The following is a 25,812-nucleotide window of genomic DNA, read 5'->3' as shown; positions in this document are numbered from 1 at the left end:
TTTTTTATCGCATGGTGTCAAAAGTCGTTGATTCCTACACGTTTGTAGCTTTCTCCATGCTGTTCGGGCCGCTTTTTCAGACTTTTCTTCGAATTATCGAGAAAACAGTCGTTTACAAATTGAAACAACCGCCAAGAACCGCTACAATAAAAGAAAATGGTCAAGGCAAGATCACCACAAAAGACGTGGAGCGGGCAGTTCGGAGCTTTAGCTTATATTTTAAGATTCATCAAGCAGCTACGGACATGTCCTCGGCTGCTTTTGTGCAATCTGCCGAACTGGAGAGGTGATGACGATGAAATTCAGAAGACGCGAAAAAGTAGCAATCTATATCACACGGGAACAACCAGAGGGATGGGAACTCCTTGTATTTCATCCGCAATCAGCTCCAGACAGTGATTGGCAAATTCCGGCTGGGACGATCGAAGATGCTGAAATCGCGAAAGAAGCGGCTGTTCGGGAGACACTTGAGGAAAGCGGCTTGTCACTGGCGACCGTTCAATACGTCGGCGAAGAAGAAATGCGGTATCCCGAACGGATGCGGGTTCATTACACGTATTTCTACCATGCCCATATCGAATGTCAGGAAAACAGATGGACGCATTGTGTTGCGGGCGACGGTCAGGATTGCGGTGATTTTTTCCATTTCGCGTGGTTGCCGCTTGAACGAATCACGCAACTCGAACGCCGGCATCATATTTTCTTGGATCGATTGATTCATCGCTTGGAGCGGACACAACATTATGATTGTCGAAAACACGGATAATCCCGTGTTTTTTTGAATTGTCTCACTATCTTAAGTTTACCTTGATTATGAGACAGAGATTCATAACTAGTGATAATATATGTTATGTTAACTTAAAGAAAAAAATAAATATTTTTCGGTTGCTCTTGGTTTTTTGTTTGCTCCCCTGTTACTCTATATACAGTAACAATTGATTTGTTACCTTTAAATCAGTAACATTGAATAAGTTACCGTATATGTGGTAACAAAGGAGGATGTTTATGCAAGCTGTCGCCGTCTCATTCGATATTCAAAATTCACGTGCTTATCCGAGTAAAGAACAATTATTAACGGATTTGCGAATGCTGGCAGATCAATTGAATCAAGCATTTCCTGAAGCGCTTGTCCCATTTCAGGTCAAGTCCGGTGACAGTCTGCTTGGGGTCTTCAACGAATACCAGGTCAGTTATCCGCTTGTGCTGATGCTTCTGCACCAACCGCTTGCAGGTTACATCGGAATTGGTTTTGGTCAATACGAGACATTATCGACGATGCAAGCCGATGAAGCTAACGGGAGTGCCATTATTTTTGCTTTCGAGGCCCAGGAAGCCGCCAAACAGGCCCAAAATCAGATTGCGTTCAGCGGCCCCCCTTATTTGCCGACCGCCCTGCTGAACGGTTATATCGAGATGTTGTATCCTGCGTATTTCGGAAAAACGGACCGGCAAATCGAACTCCACCGGCTGATGGATCAATATCCGGACGCGACCTATGAAGAAATCGGCTTAAAAATGGGCTTTCAGGAAAAAGATGCCCGGATGAATGTCGCGAAACTTGTTGCCCGCTCGCAACGTAAACAGCGTAGACGTTTAGAAAAGGCACTAGTTGACGCCCTGAAGCAGTTGCAAGTCTGGGAGGCCATCGGATGACCTTATTATTAAGTTTACTGCTGGTTCATCTGTTAGCCGATTTTCCCTTTCAAAGTAAACGAATGGCAAAGTCAAAACAGCGTCAATTCTGCGTATTACTGGCACACATCAGCATACATAGCATCGGAAACAGCGTAGTTCTCGGTCTGTTTTATGCGCTCGGTCACCTCACCAAAACGGATGCCTTGCTGATCGGAAGTGGAATCGTTCTGACACATCTTTTCCTCGACGGCTCGCCGCTGAAGCGGGTCCTGCATCCGGCACTTGCGTTTTGGATCGATCAGCTGCTGCATATCGGCATACTGATCGGATTCGTACTCTATGTGACAGATGTCGATTGGCCCACGCCCTTTCCGTTACTGGATCAGGTCTTATGGATCACGGCCTGGGGACTGATCGCGACGGAACTGATTGGACGAGGGATCGCCCCACTCCTCGCGCCGTTTGCCCCCCGCTTGATTGAGTCGCATTTTGAACGGAAGGTCACCCGGAAGGAACAATTGGATGGACTGAAGCGTTCCGTCACCCATGAGGTCGAAGACTCCGCCCGCAGTTACACGACGGAAATCAATGGGGTCGGCCGGTACATCGGATTGGTCGAACGAGCCATCATCGTCTGTCTCGTCGCCGTCAATGCGACGGGAGCAATCGGCTTCATCATCGCCTTGAAGGCACTCGCCCGCTTCAAACAGTTTGACGACCGTCGATTTGCGGAATATTATATCATCGGCAGTTTACTTAGTATTCTTGGCGCCTTGTTATGTGGCATGGCGATCCGCATCGCTTTATGATGACGAGAGATAGAAAGAGAGGTGGGACGGTTGCTTGATACAAGAAACCGTCGCAAGATATGAAACAGATTGGATTAGTCAGACACCACCGGGTAACGGAAGGTTATCCGACAAAAGGTTGGATCAGCGCAGCCGACATCGAGGCCTGGATTGAACGATATGATGTCTCAACCATCGATGTGCAACCGGTCGAGCTTGGCAACATCGATTGGACACTTTGTTATGCCAGTAGTATGCCGCGCGCCGTCCAGACGGCAAAAAGCGTCTATTCGGAAGACATCATCGTGACCGATTTATTACGCGAGGTCCCCTTTCCGACGATCCGCTCCCGGATTCGTCTGCCGTTTCTCGCGTGGGCATTGATTGGACGCCTGGTCGCCCCCTTCAGTAAGCGGATTCAAGCAGAAATCAAAGATGCCAACGAACGGATTACCGTCCTGCTGAATCAATTGACGTTCGAACAAGGGGAACACGACCGGGTTTTACTCGTCGGACACGGCGGTATGATGATTTTGATGCGGGCGGCTCTGAAAAAACGGGGCTATGTCGGACCACGTTTCGGTCACCCGCGAAACGGCATGTTGTATCTGTTTGAGAAACGGGAGGTGCGGTCATGAAATGGGGGGCTACCCTCCTGCTTGTTCTTGGATTGATCGTTGTTTTTTATATGACACGCGACGAAAAACAGAGTAACCAGACAGCACCCACAAGCGAGGTGATCGTCTACGGATTTGATGTCGGTCAAGGCGACAGCACGTTCATTCAGACGAAAACAGAGACGATTTTGATTGATGGCGGGAATAACGGAAAAGGAGATGATGTCGTCCGTTACTTGAAAACACTGGGCGTTACCCGTCTGACCACGGTCATCGCAACCCACCCCGATGCCGATCATATTGGCGGGCTCGACACCGTCCTCGATGCGTTTGAAGTCGAACAGGTCTACGCGCCCCGTGTCAATCATACGACGGAGACTTACCGGGACTTCCTACTCGCAGTCAAACGAGAAGGCGTGACGATCAAGACGGCAAAATCCGGTGTGACGATACCGAGTCAATCGGTTGATCTTGCGATACTCGCCCCAGTCCAGGACGGGACAAGTGATTTGAACAGTTGGAGTGCCGTCGTTCGCTTGAGCCACGTCGACAACACGTTTCTCTTCATGGGAGACGCACCGATACGGACGGAGCAGGATTTGCTGGCGACTGGGATCGATTTGACGGCTGATGTCCTAAAAATCGGACACCATGGCGCGGATACATCGTCTTCAATCCCATTTTTGCAAGCGGTCCATCCGACGCGGGCATTGATTTCGGTCGGCGAAGGCAATGCTTACCGCCATCCGCGACCGACCGTCATGAATGCACTGGCAGCAGAAAGCATCACCGTCGATCGAACGGACCGGATGGGAACGGTCCAGTACACCTCAAACGGGACGATAATTGAAGTCAAGAGTCGGACAGACTTACGCCCCGAGTAAAGGAGAAGATTCGCTATGAAGATGACCGTCACGGAATTCGACGGAGAATACGCGATTTGTGAGACCGAAACCCGTGAAACGATTCAAGTACACCGTATGCGGTTACCGCAGGAGGCAACGATTGGGGACTGGCTCGAATGGCGCGGCCGTTCGATTCGGATTCTACGGGATGAGACCGATAGACGCCGTCAGGAAGTTGACCGGTTGATGGATGAACTATTTGAAGATTGATTCGAACGCCCCTGACGGTTTCCGTCGTCAGGGGCGTTTTGATGTGATGAATTCGGTTGATTTTGCTTGCACCAATCAGGAAATGGAAATTATTTAAAAAACGACTTAAATTACTGGCGATTTTATCTGAATTTTCGTAAACTTTAAGAATACGAAATAAAAAGGAGGATTTATCCATGTTCCAACAATTACGAACAAGCTTAAAACAGTCCGTTCTCGGACAAGAACATGTCATAGATCATCTTTTGATTGGTTTATTGTCAGAAGGTCATGTCCTGCTGGAAGATCGGCCCGGAACAGGGAAAACGACCCTTGCCAAGTCACTCGCTAACACACTGGATGCGAAGTTTTCGCGTGTCCAATGCACAGCCGATACGTTACCAACCGACCTGCTCGGAATGGAATTGTTCAATCCGTTGACAGGTTCGTTCGAACAACGGTTCGGCCCCCTCTTTGCGAACATTGTCCTTGTCGATGAAATTAACCGGACGACGCCGCGGACACAGTCCGCCTTACTCGAAGCAATGGGTGAAGCACAGGTCACGATCGGAGACACCTCCTATACGTTACCGCAACACTTTCTAGTCATCGCGACCCAAAACCCGTTTGACGGTCAGGGAACATTTCCCCTCCCCCATGCGCAACTCGACCGCTTTTTGTTCAAACTGTCGTTTGCTCCGCTCGATCGACAGGTCGAAAAAGCCTTGCTGCAAGGTGCGCATCTGCAACCTATGTCACTCCAAATCCCGCTTGAACAACTCAACACGTGGAAGGAGAAAGTTTTTTCCGTAACGATTGAGGAGACCGTTGAAGATTACCTTCTTGACGTCTGTGATGCCTTACGGGCGCACCGGGACGTCGAAATCGGTCCAAGTCCCCGGGCGACGCTTGCGCTTCTTAAAGCGGCAAAAGCACGTGCGTGGATGCATGACCGGACGTATGTTACTCCGGAAGACATTAAGCAACTGGCCAATCCGCTGCTTGCCCACCGGCTTGTCCTGACACTCGAAGCGACATTGAAGATGACGAACGGTCGCTTGGTCCAACAGATTTTAGAGTCGTTGACTGTTCCGACCGAGGTGTAACATGCAATTGATCACACCGAAGTCCTTTCATCCGATGATTTTATTTTGGATTGCCGTCGCAGCCGGCATCTGTACACTGTACGGTTCGATCCTGCTTGCGACACTGCTCGTCGCCTACACGTTATATGGTTATCTCTTACCGAAGTATCTCGAGTACCTCGGTGAACGTCTGAGCGTCCGGCTCGTCGAAACGGTCCGGGCTTTCCGGGACGATACGCTTGTCATCCCGTTCGAAATTCATAATCCGACACGGTTTTCCCTCGGCAAAGTGACGGTATCCGGTCTCCTCGGAGAACAAGTCCGGATCGAAGACGCCAGCAGTCAGTTTTGGCGGCAACATGTCTATGTACCGCGTCAGGCCAGCGTGCCGTTTCAAATTGACGTCACGGCAGCCAAACGGGGGACGATTCGCATCCAGTCGTTTGATATCATGATCTCCGATCCGTTTCATCTGATGACGTTGTACTTGACGTTACCGATCCAACAACTTGGGCATGTCTTCCCTGATTTCGCGCCGGCATCGGTCGAATGGAACGAACGCCAGATTCCGGGTGAGACGATTGATCGGTCGAGCCCGTTTACCGACCGCTCGAGTTTTCATTCCGTCGTCCCTTATGCAGGTGACGCCAAAACCATTTACTGGTCTGCCTATGCTAAGACGGGGGAACTGTATTCTTATCAGTATGACCGGATGCGTAATCATGATTATGCCGTCATCATCGACGGGCTGTCCGCGGACGGTTTGGCTTTACGCGGTGATTTCGAAAAATTACTCTCGCGTGCTGCGACGATTATCCGGGAACTTGAAAAACAAGGGGCATCGTACAGTTTATGGATTTCGATGGTCAACCGGGAGGGTCAGTGGTATCACGTGCCCTCGGGAAAAGGGAAGGAACAATTTTTGCGGACGATGGAATGTCTCGCCCGGATTTCTGAATACGATCTGCCGCTCGAACGCCGTTATTTCACGAAACGTCTCCAACGGACTGTTCCCTCGACGACCGCGGAAATTCATCTTGGACACCGCCATAAGGAGGTGAGCGCATGATTCTCTGGTGGATTCTTATCATCAGTCTCCTGCAAGCACCACTCATCATTCTGACTTTTCCATTGCTCGCAGCGATCCCGGCGCGCAACATCCGGATCGGATTGCAACTGGTTGCGGCCGTTGCGTTTCTTTTCGTCTCTCCGCTGATCAGTATTTGGCTGTTACTTGCCATTGCCCTCGGTGCCTGGCTCGAGACCGTCGATCATCCTTACAAGTTTGCCATCAGTGCGACGGGACTGACCGGGCTATGCCTGTTGTTCCCCGGGCTTTCTCCGCCGCTAGGCACCTATCTTCTGCTGGGTCTGTTATGGGCAATTCCATTCTTAAGACAACATCTCGTAGAATGGCGCCGAATCCTTGCGAATGTCTCGTTGTTTCTCGGGGGCAGTCTCGTCCTTGTCATCTTGATTCGATTGCTTAAAGAAGCTCTGTTTGGTTCTGTTGCGAACATGACCCGTCCGGCACTTGAGGCGTTCGGCGCTCTCTTTACCTGGACGTTGCCGCTCGCAGAACGGATTGATCAAAAGACGGCGAAAAACGCGACCGAAGTAGCCAACATTGCTCCGCAGGAAAGTCTAAAGGCGACCAGCATGAGTTCCGACACGCTGTTTTATCTGAACATGGCAGGGATTATCCTAGCGATTCTCGCCGTCGGTATCACCTTCTATTTAATTCGGAAACGACAAGTCATCACGACGGAAGCAGAACCGGTCGTCCGCATGACGGTGACGAAGCAACCGGCTCCTGTCAAAAAACACAGTCAGCATCCGCTCCTGAAAATCGCCTCGCAACTTGAACAGGCTTTTCCGCGCCGTCACGATGAAACAACCGTCGAGTGGCTGACCCGGATCGAGTTTCCTGAAGCGATGCATCATGCGCGGCTTCTTGACGGTATTGAATTCAGCCGCAGTGAACCAGCTTACGATCTTCAACTGTTTCGAAAATACGTCCGTGAACAAATCGAACGCTAAACAAACAAGAAGGTGCTCCCCATAAAGGAACACCTTCTTGTTTTTATTTGGAATCAATCTTGGACGCTTTTCGCGCAATGATGACAATAAAGACGATGGCAGCGACCGGAAGCACAAGTGGCATCCAGTCCAGGATATACTGTGTATTCATCGTATCCCTCCTCCAATGCATGCTAATACTATACACGTAGCATATTCCAAAAGACGAGACCATGCAAGCATCGTTAAATACGAGGTAGGATCGAGTACAGAACGGAATAATAAATCAACACACTCGTCGAGATGCTATACACGATCAGTATGTACGGTGCGAATTTTGGTCGGCTGTGACGTTTGAGCAGCTTCAATGAAAACATTGTGATCCCTAACGCAAACAACGGACTGAAGCCGAACACGACAAGATCCATTGACATTAATAATTCTTCACTAAAAATGAAATTAAAGGCAAAAATCGATAATAGATACCAAGATGTATAGGATAGACAGATAAAGAAGAGGTAAGATACCCCCGCAATCACGCTTCCCATCCTTGGTTTTTCCATATGTTGCATGAGGTCCCTCCTACGAGAAGAATAAGATATCCTTAATGGTAGTCGGAAAAACACGCTAAAAATATTCAAATATGAATATACGACAAAAAACGACAAAAAGAGATCTTTCCCCGCTCGAGCAGGACCTCTTTTCATCGTATCAAACGTTTTCGTGCTTTCATCCATTGACGGCGGCAGGTGCCTGGTAGACTTTCGCCAGTTCCAAGACTTTGTTCTTGAACGCTTCCCGACAGGCAACTGGTTCAAGGATTTCCGCTTGTTCTGCGAACTGAATCAACCACATCATGAATCCTTGCGAGAACAGCGCACTGACCTTTACTTCGAACCAGTCGTCTTCGAGGCGACGACAACGAATGTCTGTCCCGAAACGATCCACCACGGTCGGCATGACACGTTCATGGAACTTCAGCGTCAATTGTTCCTGTTCGCCTCCATACATATTGAACATGCTGCTTAAGTAAGTCGGTTCCACCTCGACCGGTGTCTGGGCAGGTTCAAACACACTGCAGTTGACGATCCGGTCGACCCGGTACGTCCGAATCTGATCGACCCGTTCATCGCGGCCAATCAAATAGTAGTTCCCATTGTCGACAATCAGATGGGCCGGGGTCACGAAATAATAATCGCCGTCTTTACGCAGCTCAAACTTCCGTGTCCGTTCGTTGAACTTCCCCTGATACTGAAAACGGATGATATCCTGTTCGATGACGGCTTTTTGAATCGTATCAATCGAAAACGGAATCACACCTTTTGGTTTCTTGACCGTATGGATGACGGGTTTCAACGTTTCTGCCAGACGTCTACTCGTCAAGGAGTGGATGTTCCGGACGAGCGTCTCCGTCTCACTTTCGGAAATGAACTTGGCACTGGCGATCGCGTCGACGAGCAGGCGGAGATGATGGTACTCAAACGGACGACTGACAAGGTGGTACGGAATCGCCAATCCATTTTTAGTCTCTTCTGCAACGATGTCGAATCCAGACTTCGCGAGAGCGGCGATATCTTCTTTCAAAGATTTCCGGGATAATTTCTCGATTAGTCCCCGCTTCGATAATTCCGTACTCAATTCTTCTAAGGTCAGTGTCTTTTCTTCGTCCGAGTGTTGTTCAAAAATGTCTCGAACCGCCAATAACCGGTCACGATTGGATAATTTTTCATTTGGCACGGGGCATCCTCATTTCCTATCTCTAAGATGTTTGATTATAATTGGATTATACCTCAACTAGAAAACAATATTAACAATAATTTGGAAATATTTAAGAGATAGGAGAATTTGGATGCGACAGATTGCCGATTGGAACGACCAACAATTTGATTACCGCGATAGCGGGACGGGTCCCGTCATCCTGCTGATTCATGGAACACAGTCCGATTACCGGGAAGTCTATCACGTCGAACGATTGATTGAGGCGGGTTATCGCGTCATCGTTCCGTCCCGACCCGGATATGGAAAAACGCCGCTCCAATTAGCGGCGTCTCCCACAGAACTGGCTACGTTTTATCGGGGCTGGATGGCGTCACGTCAGATCACCCGTTACACCGTTTACGGCATCTCGGCTGGAGGACCGACAGCAATCGTGCTGGCGAGTAACAACACCGCCGTCCGCTCCCTCGTCCTGGCCTGTGCGATGACACATCAAATCTCACTTCCATACCAGACTTGGCTCATTCAGCCGGCACTCCAGCGTCCCCTGCAACTCGTCCAGTGGTTATTGTGGAACTACGTGAAGGACAAGTTGGTCAAATTCCCTGAGGAGGCGTCCGTCCGGATGGTCGAGATGACCAGCCTGCTCCAACGTGACGATATAAGAAGCCGATTGAACGGGACCGATCAAGAACTGTTGTATCAAGTCGGACTTCAAAACGGTCCCGGTCGTGGTGTCCTGTTTGATTTGACCCAACACATCAATCGTCAAACCTTGCAGGCCGTCACGTGCCCTGTCTTGATCGTCCATTCGAAATCCGATCGGGCCGTTCCGTTTGAACACGCTCTTTATGCACGTCGTGCGATTGCCCATGCCCAATTTATAGAGTCCAAAAGTCCGGGGCATTTGATTTGGATCGGACCATCTGCTCGTCGGGATGAACGGATGATCGAACGGTTCATTTCCTTAAATCATTAAATCACTTGTAAGCGGACACGAAGCTTCAACTTTTCATCCTCTTCTTCGATCGAGATGATGCCGCGCGCCGTCAGTTCCTCGATGGCTAGGCGTGTCCGCTCCAAGTTAAAACGTGCGTAACGCGCAATCTCGGCGATTCCCATCCGGCAAGACAGCTGGTTCGCCTTGATTTTGGAAGAGGGTTTCGCGACAGAGCGTTGCAACAGACGCCAAAAGACTTGTCGGGCATCATCTGAGAGGGCATAGGCATTTTTTTCAATGACCGGGGGGACATACCGAATGTCCTCGCGAATCCGGCGAATCAGGTATAAACTTAACCAGTCTTCCATCTCGGCTTGAATCCGGAAAAATTCGAACCACCATAATTGATCCAGGGCTTCCGATTCATCTTGTGACAGTGCCCACGATGCGGGGACATCGTCAAATTCTTCGTCCAGAAAATCTTCATAGTCGAGTGCCGTCTCATACAACGTTTGGGGAGAAATCCGGTCCAAGGTTTCGCGTTTTTTATAGAGGTCAAAGCTCATGCGACGAAAGTGTTCGACCGACCCTGCGACTTGACTCAGATGCAACAGTTGTTTCGTGATTATGCGGGCAAGACCATCCAACTCGACGTGAATGGCATATATATGTTTTTCAAGTGCGATTAATGTACTTCGTTCCATCAGACATTTCCTCCTCTGTTCCTGGCGTACTTCTAGTCTTTTTCCGCAAATGACACATTCAAAACCACTCGGATCATCCTGTTCGTCCCACTGCATTTTCTTTCACAAGAAAGGTGTTTATTCCCAAATCAAACAGGGAATATTTTTGGAGCAACGCTTTAGTAGACGACGATTCCATCGGAGGTGGCGCGACCGTGTTACAGTCGAAGAAAAGAACAGTCCGAAAATGGCGGCAACGAACGACGCGAGATCATATTTCGCAGTTGGAACATCTGTACAAAAGAGAGTCGGCTCCATCCCTCCCCTTTCAAAAAATCACCTTGTGGAAAACATTAGAAGAAGCAATCCGTAGTGGACAATACATGACGATCGAGTATGTACGCCATGGGAAGTCCGCCGTCTTGACCGGAACCATTTCTGCCTTGTTGCATCAACGTGAGATGGTGGAAGTACAGACATCAACGGGCTTACCTCAAAAAATTCGTTTTGAGGAATTGTTCGACATCCGAATAAACAAGTAAAAACCGGAGGACGCATCATGCATCCTCCAGTTTTCTAATCATTTTTTATTCAATTTCACGTTTTGATCCGCCGGAAGCGTCGTCGTCGTTTCTTCTTCTTCAAGCTTCGGAACACCTGCCCCGTAATCCGTTGCTTCATCCGTCACGTAAGAGGCAGCGAATGCCGGGTTGAGCAAGTCCGACTTCGAACCGACGATGACGATGCGACCATGACGGACTTCCTCTTCCAGATCTTCCGCGACATCTTTTGTCATCCCGAGTTCCGATAACTGGGCGATCCGGTCTTTCCGGTTACTCCGGACGGTCGACATCAAGGTCTCGAAAAATGATTTTTTCGTCACGCGGTAGGCAAGCGTCTGGGTGTCATTCGCAATCCGTTCCGCTAACTCTTCGTCTTTTGCAAAAATGTAAATTTGTTTATTCGAATAACCGCTTGATTTCAAGCTCGTCACTTCTGCATCAACGGCCGTCATGTTACGTACGATTCGTGTTTCAATCATGTTGTTTCCTCTCCTTCATGCGAGCCGACTGTCTACTCTCGATATAAAGTTATTCCCGAAACATAATGAATAAAACATGAATCTGAAAAACGCTTCAGACCGCCTTCGGTAACCGGGTTGATGCCTGGCGTTTCCAAAAGACGGTCAAACCGATGATGAGACACAATCCGATCTGCGGAATCATCGTCTCATAGGTCGGATAAAAACCGATCCACGGAACTGATGGCAAGAACGTGACGACATGCATCGGGACGATTCCCGTCAATTGTAAGGCATGTACGCTTGCCCCCAGGATTTTAAAGGCCATGATATAAATCAGGCAGGTTGCTACCAGGAACAGTCGATTAATCGGGAGACGGACACCGAGATAAATTACGGCGACAGAAACCAGAGCAATCAATCCGATGGCTAAGAGGATGCCACTCGCCAGGGAAACGGCTGTCATCGCCGGTGCCATTCCGACATAAAACAGAAGAGTCTCGGCCCCTTCGCGGAAAATCGTCAAAAAACTGACGGCGAACAACGACCGACCTGCGAGGCTCGTCGCCAACTGGCTTTGACGAGAGGTGACGACCGTCTTCGAATGTAACCATGAACCGACGATCAGCATCATCAAGACAGCGACCAGTCCGGTCCAGCCTTCAATTTGCTCGCGACCGATGCCGGCAAGTGCCGTCGAAAAGAAGTGTTGGATGATGATCGCGAGTGCCCCGCTTGCCAGTAAACCAAACACGGCACCGCTCCAAATTAAGCGTTCTCCGTTCAGCTTTGCTTTTCTCGTAAAGGCGACGAGGGCACTGATGATCAGTAACGCTTCCAACCCTTCCCGCAGCATGACGAACATCGCGTCGACAAAGGAATAGGTCGTTTTCTGTTCCAACACCTGTAAAGAAGCGATGATCTGACGCAGTTGTTTTTGAGCTGGGACACTCGTCTCCTCACTCAGGCGTGACACGATCACCGGGATGTCCGTTTCGATCGTCGCATAGAGTGCACTACTCCGGGTCCGGACTTCCCCTTCCCCACTTGGCCAGCGTTCGATGAACGTCGTTAACATCTGTTTCGCAGCCGGGATGTCCTGTGCGCCAAGCTCTTGATCCGCTTGTTCTAACAGTGCTGTTAATTCCGTCAGTCCGGTTTTTTTCGTTGCTTTCACCGGATCCCCTTTTAAAAAGGAGCGGATGCTCGTATCGAACTGCTCAAGGGCCGCATTCAGTTCCGTTTGTTCAACGGTCCCGCGCGCTAAAGCAATCCGGATAGCGGAAAGTCCCATCTCGACTTGTCCGTAATGCCCGATACTCTTTTCGCGGACGACGACTTCACGGTCCGTCCAGGCAGCAAGCAGTTCCGACTGAAGCTGATTCCGTTCCGCTTCCGTCGTCGCTTCCCGTAAACGTTCCGTCCAGTTGAACAAATCACGCAAGCGTTGCTCGGCTGCCGGATCGGCTTTCGGTTGTCCGGTTTCTTCCAAGGTCCGGACTGCCGTCGACACCTTTGTCAACGCTTGTCCCGTGGCCGTGAAGGACCGTTCCCGTCGTAAAGGAGCCAGTTGTTGCTCGATCGTCGTTTTTTCGGCAGAGGGAGCCAGTTGTTCGACTTGTTTCGCAAGCGTCGCGATCGACGTATCGAGAGCGGAACGGTCTTTTGCATTGACCGCAGCCAGTGCCTGACCGATTGACACATACAAGTCATCCGTTTTCGTATCCGCATGGACAAGCGGCATCGTACTCGATAAACAGAGCAACACGATCAGAAAGTTAAGCAAATAACGCATCACCGATATACCCTCCTTTTTGAATCCCACCGAAACAGGCAAACAAGGCACTGCCACGATGCGTGATATATTCGTTCAGCCGATCCGACGTCGCAAGCCGTTTCTGAATCGTGATGAACTGTTCCGGTGAACGTTGGAACGAAAGAAATAACAAACCGGCATCCAGCGCGCCGGTCGTCTCATTGATGCCCGCCTGATAGGAATAGGAACGCCGCAACAGGTGTTCTTGGCCTGTCCCGTGAGCGACCGCCGTATGCGAATCACTGGGTAGTTGAGCTTCTCCGTGTGCCGTACGTTGTTTCGGTGTGACGGAGTCAAACTCTTTTTTTGAGCCGAGCGGTGCACCAGACGACCGTTCCCGTCCGAAAGTCCGTTCCTGTTCCTTTAAAATCGTCCGATCCCAGACTTCGAGATGCATCTGAACCCGGCGGACGACAAGAAAACTGCCGTTTGTCAGCCAAGGTGATCCATCCCGCCATTGGTAAAACAAGTGTTTGTCTCGAACCGTTGCTTGAGACAGATCCGGATTACCTGTCCCGTCCTTAAATCCAAACAGATTCCGTGGGGTACCACCTGTCGCATCCGCTGCTTTTGAACGTTGGAATCCGGCTTGGGTCCAGCGAATCTTGACGACACCCCGACCGATCCGGGTCAAGTTCCGTAACGCATGAAAGACGACTTGTTGGTCATCGGCACAAATCTGCACGACCAAATCACCGCCGGACCACCGCTCATTGAGTTGATCCAAATCAAACACGGGCAATTCACGTAAAGCGTCCGGCCGTTTATGAGCGATTCCGAACCGGTTGTCTGCAAACAAACTGATTCCGCATCCAAACGTAAAGGTCAGATGGCTCGCTGAAAGACCGTCCGCTTCTCCTGTGTCTTCCGGCGGGACGTATAGGCTGTCTGACTCGCCAAGCGACAATCCAGCCGTCAGCCGGGCACAGGCCCGTGTCCAACGCTGCAACAGATCGATCAGTTCATCACGCCGTGTCGTTTGGATATCAAAGGCCACCACCTGGACATGATTCTGAACAGGCGTCAGGATCCCTGCCTGATACTTCCCGTAGAAGGGGACCTGATCCGTCGCCTGTGCCGTCAAGGCGCGTGGTAAAAACCGTTCGATCCCGCTTGCATAGAGCGCCGCGCCAATCCCTGTTAACCCCGCGACTTTCAGAACGTCACGCCGGGTAACACCTTCCTCTAAACCAGTCCGCGTCATCCTTATCCCTCCAATACGATGCCCATCTTCGAGAGTGGTTCTGCTAGCTCGTTGATGGCTTGACTCAATTGTTTGACATCTGCTTTGGATAATTCGGTATAAAGGACATACCCGTCACCCTTCTTTTTTGCTTCCAGTAAGGCATTGACATCCTTGAAACGGGCAGCAATTTCCTTTGAAAGAGCTTCATCTTGTTTCGTTAAGGACGGGTTGAGCAGTTGATAAATCTTTTCTGCCCCTTGGACGTTCGCTGCGAAGTCATACAAGTCGGTATGCGAATACCGGTCTTCTTCCCCCGTGACCTTTGACGTCGACACTTCGTTCAGCAAGTCGGTTGCCCCCGTGACGAGCAGTTCCGGTGTCACCTCGACCGTCTCGACTTTTGCTCGCAGGAGATGGACATCTTTCATCAATTGGTCGGCATAGGCTTCGTATCCTTTTGTTGTCCCTTTTTCGAACAGACCTTGCTCGATCCGGTGGTACCCGCCCCACTCCGATGCCTTGACGTCTCCTTCTCGTGCATCGATTTTCGGATCAAGATCTCCGAATACTTCTGCGATCGGTTCCGCCCGTTCATAATGCATCCGTGCCGGTGCATACAGTGCTTTTGCCTGTTCGACATCCCCGTCTTTGACCGCTGTCGTAAAAGCTTTTGTTTTTTCCGTGAACTGATCGAGTTCAGCGATCGCATACGTCCGGTAATCGGCGACGACTTGCTCAAACGGTTCTGCCTTCGTCTTTGTCGCGGATGATGCCGTCTTCGTCGGTTGTTCGTTACAAGCAGCGAGTAACGCTGTTAAGGATAATAGGCCAATGGCGAGTGTTTTTTTATGTGTCACAAGTAGTTCCCCCTGATAATTAAGTAAGTTCATTACACAGTATAGTCGATAATGATAATCGTTATCAATATTTTTTAAATAAAAAAATCTTCGCCAGCAAACCAGACATGGTCACAGGCGAAGATTTTGATTTCAATCAAGATGGACGTTTCTTGAAGTAGGTTCGCGAAATGATGAAGGCGACGATTCCAAAACCGATGAAGACAAAAGCTTTTTGAATCAAGGACAAAAACGATAAATCGAATAAAAGCAGTTTGAGCGCACTGACGGATAACAACAACAGTCCGGACAAACGCCAGGCAGCAGATGTCCGGACGCGGCCGATCGCAACCAGGACAAACGCAAGCAGGATGTAGGCGACGGACAAGGTCGTACTCCGGTCGGTCTGATCGAGGTTCGCATAAAACGGCAATTCCATCACGAGTAACGTGTAGGTGATGAAGACCCCTGCGGCTGCACATGTCAACACGATTTTCCAATACTTTGTCCATTCCGGCTCCCGATGCGTCCGGACGAGGAGATAAACCAATCCAGCCGTCGCCAAAACAAGACCGGAGACCATCACGGCATACGATTGGCCATTCCATGGGTCGACTTCGTAATCGGCCAGTGTCTTGAGAAGGAAGAGAAGATAGACGGCGATTCCGATCCATCGTTGATATGGCACTTGCTGACGTTTGACGAACCAGAGTCCAATCACGACAAGGGCATACAAGATGGAACGGAATTGATCGGACAGGCTGTCTGCTGTCACAGGCAGCTGATGAATCGTAAACAATAGGGCGAGATGCCCCACTCCGTTTTGCCAGGCATCCTTCGTCCGGTTGGCGACCACATAGGCGACAGCCGCAAAGATAAGCGACAAACCATAGCCGAACGGCCATTCGACAACATACAGACTGATCAGGACGAATAGGCCAGCAAGCCAACTTGGATAATTTTTGGAAAGGGTAAGACGACGTCCGACATAGGCCGTTCCGAGGTAGGCGATGAGTGCGGCACAAACTAAACTGATTTCGTCCAGCACCGGGCGTACTTCTACGCTGACGGTGATGCAACTAAACAACAGCGCAAGGAACAACATTCCCGCCGAAAAGGGATAGGCTTTAACCGCTTCTAATCGCACGACCGCTATAAATAAGGCCGTAAACAACACCACTTCATAAACTAAAAATAAAAATACATTCGGTTCGTCGGATAATTGCAGAAAAGGTAATAAAAATCCCGTAATCGATACAAGGATCAATAAAGCGCTCGAACGCATCCACAGCATCAGTCCATAGGCGATGGCAAGGACAATCAGTTCGAGGAAAAAGGCAAGGAGTGGTGGATAAAAGGCATACAGTGCCATCCCGGCGAACAAGGCCGACAACGACACGATCGTTCCGGTCGTGACAAGTCCGATTCCAAGTTCCCGCCGTTTCTTCTCGTACTGAAACTCACCTAATGCCATGACAAGTAAGCCGACCACGAGACCGCTTCCGACCCGGACTGCGGGACTGATCCATCCAGCGAGTGACGCATAGGAAAAGAGAAATATTGCTCCGATTGCGGCAAAAATCGCACCAATCCGTGGTAACCAGACCGTCGCCAACAGTTGCTCCCACTCGTCTCGTGTCCGCTTTGGCTGAACGGCCGTCGACCGTCCTTTTTTAACGAACGCGGGTCGGACTTTCGGACGGGTGACGGATGAAGCGGGTTCAGGGACGGCCGCTGATCGTTGTTCCAACTGATCGAGACGTGCCTTTAATCGTTCAACTTCTTGTTCGAGCTGTTCCAAACGTGTTTCATCCATCTTCTCACCGGTCCTTTCAAGAGGAATTGAAACCTTGTCATTATTTTACACCATTTTTAACCGATTCCCATTTTCGAAAAATCTGTAACGTCGATGTCCAATGAAAAAACCGGCGAAGCATACCGCTTCGCCGGTGGTCGCGCCTGTTGATGGATCAACGGACGGATAACGCATATTGTCCTGTCGTGTTGTAGACCGATGTAAATTGTGAACGGCTGACCGTGTATTTGCCACGGTATGGATCCGACACAGTAAACGCACTGCTCGAGACACCCGTCACTAACATGACATGGTAGTTCCGGTAACCGGTAAATGTTTTACCGTCTGGCTTGATCCATGAGAAGTAGCCGTATGGGTTTTTGAAATCAACCGTCGCCCAAACGATGACGGGGTTCCCGCTGCGGATTTCACTTTCAATCTTGCTGACGCCTTGTTTTGAGATGTCAGCTGCACCACTGCGATATTTTTTCGCTAAAGGTAAGATCCCTTTTGGGTAGATTCCCCAGTTTTTGTAGTAATCCAGTGTTCCGGCAGGATTTCCCGTGAACATTTTTTCCGGATCTGCCCAGTAATACTTTCCGTTTTTGTAAGTCGCGTTTTTCATGCTTTTTGGCATTTGATTATATAAAGAAGAGGCAGAGACTGCTTGTTTCTTGTATTCGAGTGCCATTTTCAAGGAAACGAACTCGCAACCAGACGGATATCCCAATGTGTACTGGTTGTAATACGGCACGTTTAATTGTTTCGTCGAACTGCTCGGAGCGGTTTTCGTCAAATACTGTGTCGATACATAGCGGTAGCTGCCATTGTATAAAATACGTGTCCAGCTGCCGCTTGTTCCGTACGAAGCCACTTTGACGCCTTTATTCAGTTGTGTAACCGTTTTTGATGTCGTGCTTGGACCGGTTCTGACGTTCAGCGTCCCGACGGTCGTATACCGTGTTCCCGTCGACGTATATTTCGACGTCGTCGATGTCCGGACATAATCTTTGTGTATGTATCCGGTTGTTGATTTATAGCTGATTTTGTACCAACTGCCAGATGTTCCGTTTGACGTGTAGACGGCACCTTTCGTGATGTTTCCAAGAATCTTGCTTGTCGTCGATGGTTTTTCACGAACACGCAAGACATCCGTCGTCACCGTCAACTTCGTGGCGGCTTCTGCGATGAGTGATGGACTGAATAAGCCGATCAGCACACCCGCGATGATGAAGGACGTAATGATTTTTTTCATGATGAACCCCCTTGTTTTTATTAGTATACACATTTTTTCCCATCTTTTTGAAATAATAATCAATATTTCATAAGAAAATTCTGAAAAATTGTGATATCTTTTCCTTTATAACAAAAAATCTCAGCTCTGTATAGACAGATTGCTGAGATGTAATTATATTGATATCGAAAAAAAATCATTTTCTAATCTCCAGAATAAACGGAGACGGGTGCGAAAATCCTTGTTCCATCAAATGAGCGACCAGTTTTGTTTCTTCTTCCGAAACCGGCAATGGGGCCTCGTTTACGATGCTGTCGTAAAAGGCACGGTACAGTTTGCCGTAATCCCCGACTGGACTTGGAATGCGGACATCCTGCAAGTGACCATGCCGATCATGGTACAACAAACGGCCGTAATCATCTTCCGAGTCTTCTCCAAATCCTTCTTCTCCAGGGAAATAATTGGCTTTGAGATCAAGTTCTTGCCGATCAATATGCTGCTTGATGAACGTTCCATTCGTCCCGTGGACCATCCAACGTGGTGCACCGGCTAAAGCGACGTGACTCGTCCGGACACTGACTTTCAAGTCGGGATAATAAAAATCAAGCGCAAAGGCATCGTCTGGGTTCCCCGACAAGCGAACCGTTCGAATGTCATAGCCGACACGATCCGGTTTCCCGAACAATGCGACGATCTGATCAATCGTATGCACCCCAAGACCATACAGTGCTCCATTTTCTTTTTGCGCAATCGCCGGAACGGCTTCGGGTCGATAGAGGTCAAAATGGGAAACGACCTCGACGAGTCGACCAAGCTTCCCTGAACGGATGACTTGTTCGATGACCTGAAAATCGCTATCAAAACGGCGATTTTGGTACGCCAACAATTTCACACCCTGTTGATGCGCCACTTCAAACAATTGAATCGTTTCCTGTTCCGTCACCGTAAACGGTTTTTCGACAAGGACATGTTTTCCGTGCTGTAACGCTCGTAGGGCATAGGTGAAATGCGTCGCCGGGGGTGTATTGATGACGACGACTTGCAAATCTTGGTCTTTTAGCATTCGATCAAGATCTGTCGTAAACTGAACGCCAGGAATTTTCTTGGCATAGGTTGTTTCTAAGTCTGGTTTTGGTGTTCTATTATAGATCCAAGTCACGTCAAAGTTGTCCTCGATCATGACATAAGGCAGATGATAACGGGTCGTACTTTTTCCGAAACCGATAAAACCAATCTGAAGTCGCATCTGATCACTCCTCGAATAATTCTTTCTCTAACCATACCAAAGCATCTATCACTTGTCTTATCTAAATAACCCTTTCATCCGAGACAGCAAGCTGCTCATGCTCATATGTCGAAAAACCGTCACGGATTCCTTTGGCGGTAAATCCAAACGAAGCATAATACGCATTCAAAAATTCGTTTGACGCCAGACAATCCAGACGCAGTCGCTCCTCTTCTGCTGTCGCCACGGCAAGGACGTGTCGCAACAGTTGTTTTCCGACGCCACGTCCTTTGGCAGCATCACGGACGACGAGCCGGTGGATGTATAACCCTTCCGGATCATCCCATAACCTTTGATCCCATTCGTGTGAGGGCAATAGAGCAACGGAACCCATCAATTCCGTGTTTTGCTCAAATACAAACAGTCTTCCGGCGGCTAAATCGCGCTGCACGAGTGCCGACAAATCCGCTTCAAGATACGCAGACCATTGCCGACTTCCCCGTTCCTTCAGCAATTCAGCCTTTTCCTTCAGTAACGTTGCGATTTGTTGGACGTCTTCTACGGTAGCTTGTCGAATCATTGTTTTCCTCCTGTGATTGAAAATTCTCTTTCATCCTAACGAACGTGACACAAGAAGAAAACCGATTTGCACAAAACGACCCAAAAAATCACAAAAACGCAACAGTTTGTGATTTTTTTCATATTTTAAAATTATATAGCTGCATATCGTATAGTCAAAGGGTGATCAGACCCCCAGTCTGCACACTATGCATCTACCGACTTCCCACGAGTCGGTAGATTTTTTTGGTTTACGTCAAACCGACCCACTGTTTAGACAGGTCACGGGTCTGTTTGCGATAGGTCTCGTCTTCCACGACCGGGTTACTGAGCCGTGGTGCCGAGTCGGCGTAATACCCCCCGTTTTCTAACGAATCATCCGTCGTCGCAAGATACAGTGCAGTCTTTGCACCATATTCCGGCGTGTACAGTTTCCCCGTCCAGTAACCGACCTGCGCAATGGGTTTTAAGACCGTTTTCAATATTTTTCCATATTTCCCCCGGTAGAACAAGTCCGTATTGACGATACCTGGATGGACACTGACGAATGTTGCACGATTTCCGTACTGCTCGGCCAGCTCACGCATGTGGACCATCTGTAACAGTTTGGATTCCCGGTAAGACCGCATCGGGTTGTATTGTTCCTTTTTGACATGTGCGATCGCTTCCAGTTCGATGTCCGTCCGGATCAAGCCCCCTTCTCCTGCAAGCGAGGAAATCGAGATGACGCGGGGATCATGTCCTTGTTCAATCAAAGGCAACAGCCGTTCAATCAAATAAAAGTGACTGAGATAATTGACTTGGAACTGCGATTCGAACCCGTCCTGTGTCACGTGATACGGTGGGACCATGATTCCTGCGTTTAAGATCAACCGGTCGATCCGGCCGATCCGATCATACAATAAATCTGCGAACTGCCGGACGGAATCGAGTTGGTCCAGTTGAACGATTTCGACTTCAAGATTCGTGTGGGAGACAGCGTGTTCCCGTAATAATTGAACAAGCAAAGTCGCCTTTTTCTCCGAACGGACCGTCGCGATGACGCGGTCCCCTCGTTCCAGTAGTGCTTGAATCGTCACCATCCCCATACCGGAGTTTGCTCCTGTGACCACACAAATATTCATGTAAAGTGCCTCCTCTTTTCGGATCAATCAAACCATGTGCTATCTGTTTTCCTTTTTTTACGGATTTATACACATATTCCGGCAAATTCTTTTTCCTGAAGTGCTTCAAAAGAATGACGGATACTAAGAAAAAGACAACTTTCCAAAAAGGAAGTGAGTGCATGTGAACGAAGGGACGGAAAAACACTTCAAGAGATTGAGATGCCACAGGATTCGTGGTCGTCGCCGTCATCAGAGACGATACCATCCTGACGCCGCGTGGTCAGACCCGGCTGATCGGCGGCGATCCGTTATTGATTTTGACACCTAAACAATCCGACAGCTGATGGCTTCGCTTGGGGTATAAACCACAAGAAAACGGACACCCGTTACGGTATCCGTTTTACAGTTTAGCTTGACGAGACATCTTCTGCCCGTTTGATATGGACGATTCCGGGTGGTCGGTGCGGAAACGTAAATGTTAACCCGGCAAACTGACAGACATCATTGCTGTTTTGCGTTTGGGTAAGCCACTCAATTGGTTCACGCCGGGCAAGACTGTGCCGGATTCGATTTTCGACTTGTTGCCGAGAAATCCCCTCGCAGTCAACATCCGTCATATACGTCGCTTCATCCGATTCGAATTGTTTCCAAATCCCTAAGATGAACTGACCGACGGAACTGACAGGTGTCCCCTCCGGTTCACCGACTCCGACGGCCTGATCAAGTGAATGGATCGCTTCTGCTGACGTCGCACCAATGGCCAGGATTCGGCTCGAACCTTGTTGCATGATCCGGAATCGTTTTTGTCCATTTTCGAGCCAAAGGCGTTGGGCAAACGGATTGACGGGCACGCCATGGAAAAACGTTACCGTCCCCCGCCAAGCGAAGCCAAACGATGGATCGAACTCGCGAATCGTTTTCATCGCCTGTTCCAAAAACGTCAAAATTTCTGTTTGTTCCAGCTGCAGTTGTGTTCTCATTTCCTCAAATCGTTCGAGGGGAACGACAATCGGAATTCGGGTGAACAGTTCCCCTTCCGGCACGCGGTGCGGGGTTAACACCGTACCGTCAAACCGGTAATCACTTGCCGGACGGCCTGTCCGACCGACTAAGACCTGCCACTTGTCACCATCTGCCGCAAACGCATAGGTCTGATGGGCAAAGGACGGAGCGACGAACAGACCGGGAAACGGCTCGAACGTTTTGATCCGTAAGGCGTCCCCTTCATTCCACTCTTCTTCGATGACACGTACAAGCTGTCCTGTCGGTGATGCCGGATCCGTTAAGTACCGCCCGGTGTTGCTGTAAAATCCTAAGATGAGCTCACGTTCCTCTTCTTCGAACGTCATCATCGTCATCTGAAATAAGGACTGGACTTGTGCTTCTGCAAACAGATCGTCGACTTCTGGCGGATGATGCGATTCGACTGCGATCATCTGCCACCCCATTCGTTCATATAAATGGACGGTGATCGGGAAAAATAAGAAGGCGCCATGTGTCGCCTCCAGCTTCAGGATATCTTGCATGGCGAGTCGCTCGATCCGTAAATCAAACCCCATCTGTTCAAAATGATCTTGCAACCGTCGTTTCCAGTGCGTGAACTCCATCTGATTCCCTCCTTGTAGTGCTTAAGCGCGTTTACGAAGTGGATTTTTAGACCAGTACAGATACAATCCGACTAAACCACCCACTCCGATCAGATAAGATGCGGGACCGCTGACTTGAATCAACACATCAGGATTCGGCACAAATGTAATCAGGACCGCCTTATAGGTCGCAAATAACAGGAAGCTGACCAAAAATTGGAGCCAGACCCGTTTTTTGACGAGCCGGATTTTGGGTGAGGTGATCAGGATGGACATCGCATCGATCAAAAACAAGGCGATGATCGAAAAGAGGATGTAATCCGCAAGCGCGAATTGAAAGACACCATCAATCCCTTCAATGAAGATGAACATCAGAATCGTTGAAACATAGTTCCGGGTCCATCGTTTTTGTGTTTCTACCCGTTTAAGTTCCGGGATTTCTGCAATCATCTGATCCAGACGTTCTTCCGGCGATTGGCCATGGACGGTTTCAAACGGCTTTTGGGACCGTTGGGCTTCGTACAAGTCTGCCTGAAGACGGCGTTCGATGTCGGTCCGTTCCGGTTCTTCGACATTCAGATTCAGTCGAGGTAACAGTGATTCTAAGATACGTGTGTTGGCTTTAGTAAGTTTCAAGCGAGATCCCCCTTTTTCATGTTTAAGTATACCGGTTTAACGGGAAAAAGTAATACTCGGAAGATGACGATTACTTGACGAATCACAAATAAATATTCAGAATAGTGAAAAAGGTTGGTTTCTTTTAAAAAAAAGGAGTGAAGTCAGATGCACCACACGTTGACCAATGCCACGTTGATTGCCTTATTGACCAGCGTCGGGATCGCTCTCCCGTTGACGCATTCAGAAAAAGAAGCGGATCCTGATCCGCTTCAACTGGAACCGCCCCATCTACATGCTACCGACGAACTTCTCGACTCACAATAAAAGCATGACCCCCTTTCCAGCGCGGACGGAAAAGACGGGTCATGCTTTTATTTAGCGTTGCCTGGTTCTGTAACGGTCTCATCGATGACGACTTCCCATGTCAACAGCGTCGTACTATCTCGGACACCCTGTCGCTCGATCGTCGTCAGCAGTCGCTCGACTGCCGTCTCAGGTCTCTCAAATACCGCTTCGACTTTTGCCGAGTCTTGAAACGGTGTGCCCGGGCATTCGATCAATCCATCCGTCGTCAACAGAATCCGGTTGACCCCTCGTCGTAATTCCCGGATCCCCCGTGTATAACACGGGACAGGCAAGTCAAACGTGTTGACCCGACCGATCCATTCGAAGAATTGTCGTTCATTCAGTTTGAACTGACGATGTTTCCTTAAATCCGGGTGAAACAGATAGGCGACGACATCGCCGACCGATAACCACCAGATATATTTTCCTTTTCGGACGAGAAACAGACATGCCGTCTCCCCTTGCACGTTGCGACAAGCGGTCCGAAAGCTCTCTTCTTGTAGTAAGTCGAGGACTAGACGTTCTAATGAAGCAAACATGGTCGCCGGTTCCTCACCCAGAATCTGTTCGATTACGATCCGATGTTTTGTAAACTGATCGACTACTAACGAAGCACTTTCTGCCGTATCGTGTGCATCGAGTACCATCGTCCACTCCCAGTCCTGTCCGATCCAGATCAGGCACCCATCTTCATTTTTGGTCTGCCCGGAACGACTGCACCCGCCAAACCGTCCGACGGTGATCGGACCAATGGATTCGATCGAGATGTCGTCGACGAACGTATTTTCCGACCCGATCCATCTCAAATCGTACATAGTTATCACCTGCCCCTTTATTTGTAAAAGATACAACTAGCGTAGCATACGCAAGTGGAATTGGTATATTTATCCTATCCAAAACAAGGTCAATGCGAAAACGTGCCACACCTGACCGCGATCAAAGCAGCGAGGCGTGACACGTTCGTTAAGGTGCTTCTAAAAACGGTTGGACAAACAACCGGAGCCGTTTTTCATAATTTTCCGGATTGGTCGAGTAGGTTTCTCCATGTCCTGCTCCCCGGACCGGATACAATTGTTTGATGCCCGGCTTCGCTTGATACAGTTCATACACCATTCGTGAAGGGACAATCGTATCGTCAGTGCCATGAATGAACAGAGCCGGTATCCGGATTTGGCTCGTCTGACGGGTGACAGAAACGTCGCCGTAAAAGAAATCTTGTTGCATCTTATTCAAGATACTGGCAGCCGCAAGGGAGAGGCCCGCCGGATAGGACAGATTTACTTTCGCTAACGAATGGAACCAATCATCGAGACGCGCATAGGCCCCTTCCGCAATGACGACCTTCACTTGTTTCGGGACGGTCGTTTCACCTGCGGCCAGCAGAACCGTCGCACCTCCGACACCCACTCCGTGATAGAGGACGTGACGTGTGTCCGTTTCTTGGATCAACCAATTCGTCCAGTCGATCAAATCCAATCGATCGATCCATCCGTAGTTCAATGTTCCCGCACTGGGCACATGCCCACGTCGTACCGGGACGAAGACGTTATATCCCAACTGTTCGTGATAAAAACGGATCAGCGGATAGGCAAGCGTTGATCCAAATCGTGTGTCGTCCGGGACGACGATGACCGTTTTTTCCGAAGCCTTCACGGCGGGCAGGTACTGTCCGACTCGCGTCAGACCATCCGTCGTCCAGTTCTTTTGCTCGACGTCCTGACGCGAAAACCAGCGTTCATCGGATGTTGTCTTCTCTATTTTCGGTTCTGGTATCAGCCGGGTGGTCTCCGACTGCCCGATCAAGGTGTGTTGCATCCGGTATCCGTCATACAGAATCAGACCAACGACACCAAGTACGATCATCAAGATGACGACTAACCATCTGCGCACAACATCCACTTCCTTCCGT

General features: G+C 49.4%; 29 protein-coding genes. 13 read left to right on the top strand and 16 right to left on the bottom strand.

Translation table 11 applies throughout. The features are described from left to right. Window positions 1-14 precede the first annotated feature (14 nt). From BLD48_RS16315 to BLD48_RS12445, 10 genes are all read left to right on the top strand, one after another. Window positions 15-290, top strand: coding sequence for a hypothetical protein (locus BLD48_RS16315; RefSeq protein WP_161487720.1), 276 nt, complete (start codon window positions 15-17; stop codon window positions 288-290). A 5-nt stretch (window positions 291-295) separates the two neighbouring features. Continuing rightward, the gene (locus BLD48_RS12485) at window positions 296-766 is read left to right on the top strand and encodes an NUDIX domain-containing protein (RefSeq protein WP_236630019.1); all 471 of its coding nucleotides are present in this window, start codon (window positions 296-298) and stop codon (window positions 764-766) included. 239 nt (window positions 767-1,005) lie between these two features. Next, a complete protein-coding gene (locus tag BLD48_RS12480; RefSeq protein ID WP_071500495.1) occupies window positions 1,006-1,653 on the top strand; it encodes a hypothetical protein in 648 nt (215 codons plus the stop codon). Next, window positions 1,650-2,444, top strand: a complete 795-nt coding sequence (locus BLD48_RS12475; protein WP_071500494.1) for a DUF3307 domain-containing protein — start codon at window positions 1,650-1,652, stop codon at window positions 2,442-2,444. Before BLD48_RS12480 ends, BLD48_RS12475 begins: the two co-directional genes overlap by 4 nt. Window positions 2,445-2,503: 59 nt before the next feature. After that, window positions 2,504-3,061, top strand: a complete 558-nt coding sequence (locus BLD48_RS12470) for a histidine phosphatase family protein (protein WP_071500493.1) — start codon at window positions 2,504-2,506, stop codon at window positions 3,059-3,061. Further along, window positions 3,058-3,924, top strand: coding sequence for a ComEC/Rec2 family competence protein (locus BLD48_RS12465; RefSeq protein ID WP_071500492.1), 867 nt, complete (start codon window positions 3,058-3,060; stop codon window positions 3,922-3,924). The genes BLD48_RS12470 and BLD48_RS12465 overlap by 4 nt, the downstream gene beginning before the upstream one ends. A 15-nt stretch (window positions 3,925-3,939) precedes the next feature. Further along, window positions 3,940-4,155, top strand: a complete 216-nt coding sequence (locus BLD48_RS12460) for a DUF3006 domain-containing protein (protein ID WP_071500491.1) — start codon at window positions 3,940-3,942, stop codon at window positions 4,153-4,155. Between the two features lie 176 nt (window positions 4,156-4,331). Then, window positions 4,332-5,240, top strand: coding sequence for an AAA family ATPase (locus tag BLD48_RS12455; RefSeq protein ID WP_071500490.1), 909 nt, complete (start codon window positions 4,332-4,334; stop codon window positions 5,238-5,240). 1 nt (window position 5,241) lies between these two features. Continuing rightward, window positions 5,242-6,288, top strand: coding sequence for a DUF58 domain-containing protein (locus BLD48_RS12450; RefSeq protein ID WP_071500489.1), 1,047 nt, complete (start codon window positions 5,242-5,244; stop codon window positions 6,286-6,288). Then, entirely contained in the window at window positions 6,285-7,259 is a 975-nt protein-coding gene (locus BLD48_RS12445; protein ID WP_071500488.1) for a hypothetical protein, read from the top strand. The genes BLD48_RS12450 and BLD48_RS12445 overlap by 4 nt, the downstream gene beginning before the upstream one ends. A 224-nt stretch (window positions 7,260-7,483) precedes the next feature. On the opposite strand, the gene BLD48_RS12440 is transcribed toward BLD48_RS12445, so the two are convergent. Further along, entirely contained in the window at window positions 7,484-7,810 is a 327-nt protein-coding gene (locus BLD48_RS12440) for a hypothetical protein (RefSeq protein WP_071500487.1), read from the bottom strand. A 157-nt stretch (window positions 7,811-7,967) separates the two neighbouring features. Continuing rightward, window positions 7,968-8,975 (bottom strand): helix-turn-helix transcriptional regulator, encoded by a 1,008-nt coding sequence (locus tag BLD48_RS12435; RefSeq protein WP_071500486.1) that lies wholly within the window; start codon window positions 8,973-8,975, stop codon window positions 7,968-7,970. A gap of 112 nt (window positions 8,976-9,087) precedes the next feature. Here BLD48_RS12435 and BLD48_RS12430 point away from each other — a divergent pair, with 112 nt between their 5' ends. Further along, the gene (locus BLD48_RS12430; RefSeq protein ID WP_071500485.1) at window positions 9,088-9,933 is read left to right on the top strand and encodes an alpha/beta fold hydrolase; all 846 of its coding nucleotides are present in this window, start codon (window positions 9,088-9,090) and stop codon (window positions 9,931-9,933) included. On the opposite strand, the gene BLD48_RS12425 is transcribed toward BLD48_RS12430, so the two are convergent. Further along, complete coding sequence (locus BLD48_RS12425) at window positions 9,930-10,598, bottom strand: hypothetical protein (protein WP_071500484.1); 669 nt, start codon at window positions 10,596-10,598, stop codon at window positions 9,930-9,932. The genes BLD48_RS12430 and BLD48_RS12425 overlap by 4 nt on opposite strands. Window positions 10,599-10,792: 194 nt before the next feature. Between BLD48_RS12425 and BLD48_RS12420 the strand changes: the two genes are divergently transcribed. Beyond that, window positions 10,793-11,119: a YolD-like family protein gene (locus BLD48_RS12420; protein ID WP_071500483.1), complete on the top strand. Its 327-nt coding sequence runs from the start codon at window positions 10,793-10,795 to the stop codon at window positions 11,117-11,119. A 38-nt stretch (window positions 11,120-11,157) separates the two neighbouring features. Here BLD48_RS12420 and BLD48_RS12415 read toward each other — a convergent pair whose 3' ends face one another. The 11 genes from BLD48_RS12415 to BLD48_RS12365 all read right to left on the bottom strand — a co-directional run bounded on the left by BLD48_RS12415 (window position 11,158) and on the right by BLD48_RS12365 (window position 23,576). Next, window positions 11,158-11,619: a YflT domain-containing protein gene (locus BLD48_RS12415; protein WP_026831440.1), complete on the bottom strand. Its 462-nt coding sequence runs from the start codon at window positions 11,617-11,619 to the stop codon at window positions 11,158-11,160. Window positions 11,620-11,713: 94 nt separating this feature from the next. Continuing rightward, complete coding sequence (locus BLD48_RS12410; protein WP_071500482.1) at window positions 11,714-13,393, bottom strand: FTR1 family iron permease; 1,680 nt, start codon at window positions 13,391-13,393, stop codon at window positions 11,714-11,716. Beyond that, a complete protein-coding gene (gene efeB, locus BLD48_RS12405) occupies window positions 13,377-14,618 on the bottom strand; it encodes an iron uptake transporter deferrochelatase/peroxidase subunit (RefSeq protein ID WP_071500481.1) in 1,242 nt (413 codons plus the stop codon). Before efeB ends, BLD48_RS12410 begins: the two co-directional genes overlap by 17 nt. Before the next feature lie 2 nt (window positions 14,619-14,620). Continuing rightward, window positions 14,621-15,457 (bottom strand): iron uptake system protein EfeO, encoded by an 837-nt coding sequence (gene efeO / locus BLD48_RS12400; protein ID WP_071500480.1) that lies wholly within the window; start codon window positions 15,455-15,457, stop codon window positions 14,621-14,623. A gap of 136 nt (window positions 15,458-15,593) precedes the next feature. Next, on the bottom strand, window positions 15,594-17,252 hold the full coding sequence (locus BLD48_RS12395; protein WP_071500479.1) for a DUF2339 domain-containing protein: 1,659 nt from the start codon (window positions 17,250-17,252) through the stop codon (window positions 15,594-15,596). Between the two features lie 154 nt (window positions 17,253-17,406). Further along, entirely contained in the window at window positions 17,407-18,486 is a 1,080-nt protein-coding gene (locus tag BLD48_RS12390; RefSeq protein WP_071500478.1) for an SH3 domain-containing protein, read from the bottom strand. Between the two features lie 175 nt (window positions 18,487-18,661). After that, entirely contained in the window at window positions 18,662-19,711 is a 1,050-nt protein-coding gene (locus tag BLD48_RS12385) for an oxidoreductase (RefSeq protein WP_071500477.1), read from the bottom strand. Between the two features lie 61 nt (window positions 19,712-19,772). After that, a complete protein-coding gene (locus BLD48_RS12380; RefSeq protein ID WP_071500476.1) occupies window positions 19,773-20,270 on the bottom strand; it encodes a GNAT family N-acetyltransferase in 498 nt (165 codons plus the stop codon). Window positions 20,271-20,499: 229 nt separating this feature from the next. Beyond that, entirely contained in the window at window positions 20,500-21,372 is an 873-nt protein-coding gene (locus tag BLD48_RS12375; protein WP_071500475.1) for an SDR family NAD(P)-dependent oxidoreductase, read from the bottom strand. A 389-nt stretch (window positions 21,373-21,761) separates the two neighbouring features. Then, window positions 21,762-22,961, bottom strand: a complete 1,200-nt coding sequence (locus BLD48_RS12370; RefSeq protein WP_071500474.1) for a hypothetical protein — start codon at window positions 22,959-22,961, stop codon at window positions 21,762-21,764. Window positions 22,962-22,982: 21 nt separating this feature from the next. After that, entirely contained in the window at window positions 22,983-23,576 is a 594-nt protein-coding gene (locus BLD48_RS12365; protein ID WP_071500473.1) for a hypothetical protein, read from the bottom strand. Between the two features lie 147 nt (window positions 23,577-23,723). On the opposite strand from BLD48_RS12365, the gene BLD48_RS16415 reads away from it, so the two are divergent. Continuing rightward, window positions 23,724-23,882: a hypothetical protein gene (locus BLD48_RS16415; protein WP_201723153.1), complete on the top strand. Its 159-nt coding sequence runs from the start codon at window positions 23,724-23,726 to the stop codon at window positions 23,880-23,882. Window positions 23,883-23,929: 47 nt separating this feature from the next. Here BLD48_RS16415 and BLD48_RS12360 read toward each other — a convergent pair whose 3' ends face one another. Together BLD48_RS12360 and BLD48_RS12355 are read right to left on the bottom strand one after the other, a co-directional pair. Then, window positions 23,930-24,718: a protein phosphatase 2C domain-containing protein gene (locus tag BLD48_RS12360; protein ID WP_083412328.1), complete on the bottom strand. Its 789-nt coding sequence runs from the start codon at window positions 24,716-24,718 to the stop codon at window positions 23,930-23,932. A gap of 148 nt (window positions 24,719-24,866) precedes the next feature. Beyond that, window positions 24,867-25,793, bottom strand: coding sequence for an alpha/beta hydrolase (locus tag BLD48_RS12355; protein ID WP_071500472.1), 927 nt, complete (start codon window positions 25,791-25,793; stop codon window positions 24,867-24,869). Window positions 25,794-25,812 lie beyond the last annotated feature (19 nt).

The organism is Exiguobacterium sp. KRL4 (assembly GCF_001870785.1).
In the GTDB taxonomy this organism is placed as follows: domain Bacteria; phylum Bacillota; class Bacilli; order Exiguobacteriales; family Exiguobacteriaceae; genus Exiguobacterium_A.
This window is presented reverse-complemented; position numbering and strand designations above follow the sequence as displayed.

Excerpts from the sequence above, each read along its gene's own strand:
- BLD48_RS12455 (WP_071500490.1), top strand. The coding sequence starts at position 4,332 with ATGTTCCAACAATTACGAACAAGCTTAAAACAGTCCGTTCTCGGACAA.
- BLD48_RS12465 (WP_071500492.1), top strand. The coding sequence starts at position 3,058 with ATGAAATGGGGGGCTACCCTCCTGCTTGTTCTTGGATTGATCGTTGTT.
- BLD48_RS12480 (WP_071500495.1), top strand. The coding sequence starts at position 1,006 with ATGCAAGCTGTCGCCGTCTCATTCGATATTCAAAATTCACGTGCTTAT.
- BLD48_RS12415 (WP_026831440.1), bottom strand. The coding sequence starts at position 11,619 with ATGATTGAAACACGAATCGTACGTAACATGACGGCCGTTGATGCAGAA.
- BLD48_RS12390 (WP_071500478.1), bottom strand. The coding sequence starts at position 18,486 with ATGAAAAAAATCATTACGTCCTTCATCATCGCGGGTGTGCTGATCGGC.
- BLD48_RS12385 (WP_071500477.1), bottom strand. The coding sequence starts at position 19,711 with ATGCGACTTCAGATTGGTTTTATCGGTTTCGGAAAAAGTACGACCCGT.
- BLD48_RS12370 (WP_071500474.1), bottom strand. The coding sequence starts at position 22,961 with ATGGAGTTCACGCACTGGAAACGACGGTTGCAAGATCATTTTGAACAG.
- BLD48_RS12475 (WP_071500494.1), top strand. The coding sequence starts at position 1,650 with ATGACCTTATTATTAAGTTTACTGCTGGTTCATCTGTTAGCCGATTTT.
- BLD48_RS12395 (WP_071500479.1), bottom strand. The coding sequence starts at position 17,252 with ATGGATGAAACACGTTTGGAACAGCTCGAACAAGAAGTTGAACGATTA.
- BLD48_RS16415 (WP_201723153.1), top strand. The coding sequence starts at position 23,724 with ATGCACCACACGTTGACCAATGCCACGTTGATTGCCTTATTGACCAGC.
- BLD48_RS12485 (WP_236630019.1), top strand. The coding sequence starts at position 296 with ATGAAATTCAGAAGACGCGAAAAAGTAGCAATCTATATCACACGGGAA.
- efeB (WP_071500481.1), bottom strand. The coding sequence starts at position 14,618 with ATGACGCGGACTGGTTTAGAGGAAGGTGTTACCCGGCGTGACGTTCTG.
- BLD48_RS12445 (WP_071500488.1), top strand. The coding sequence starts at position 6,285 with ATGATTCTCTGGTGGATTCTTATCATCAGTCTCCTGCAAGCACCACTC.
- BLD48_RS12360 (WP_083412328.1), bottom strand. The coding sequence starts at position 24,718 with ATGTACGATTTGAGATGGATCGGGTCGGAAAATACGTTCGTCGACGAC.
- BLD48_RS12425 (WP_071500484.1), bottom strand. The coding sequence starts at position 10,598 with ATGGAACGAAGTACATTAATCGCACTTGAAAAACATATATATGCCATT.
- BLD48_RS12430 (WP_071500485.1), top strand. The coding sequence starts at position 9,088 with ATGCGACAGATTGCCGATTGGAACGACCAACAATTTGATTACCGCGAT.
- BLD48_RS12470 (WP_071500493.1), top strand. The coding sequence starts at position 2,504 with ATGAAACAGATTGGATTAGTCAGACACCACCGGGTAACGGAAGGTTAT.
- BLD48_RS12460 (WP_071500491.1), top strand. The coding sequence starts at position 3,940 with ATGAAGATGACCGTCACGGAATTCGACGGAGAATACGCGATTTGTGAG.
- BLD48_RS12450 (WP_071500489.1), top strand. The coding sequence starts at position 5,242 with ATGCAATTGATCACACCGAAGTCCTTTCATCCGATGATTTTATTTTGG.
- BLD48_RS12375 (WP_071500475.1), bottom strand. The coding sequence starts at position 21,372 with ATGAATATTTGTGTGGTCACAGGAGCAAACTCCGGTATGGGGATGGTG.
- BLD48_RS12380 (WP_071500476.1), bottom strand. The coding sequence starts at position 20,270 with ATGATTCGACAAGCTACCGTAGAAGACGTCCAACAAATCGCAACGTTA.
- BLD48_RS12410 (WP_071500482.1), bottom strand. The coding sequence starts at position 13,393 with ATGCGTTATTTGCTTAACTTTCTGATCGTGTTGCTCTGTTTATCGAGT.
- BLD48_RS12440 (WP_071500487.1), bottom strand. The coding sequence starts at position 7,810 with ATGCAACATATGGAAAAACCAAGGATGGGAAGCGTGATTGCGGGGGTA.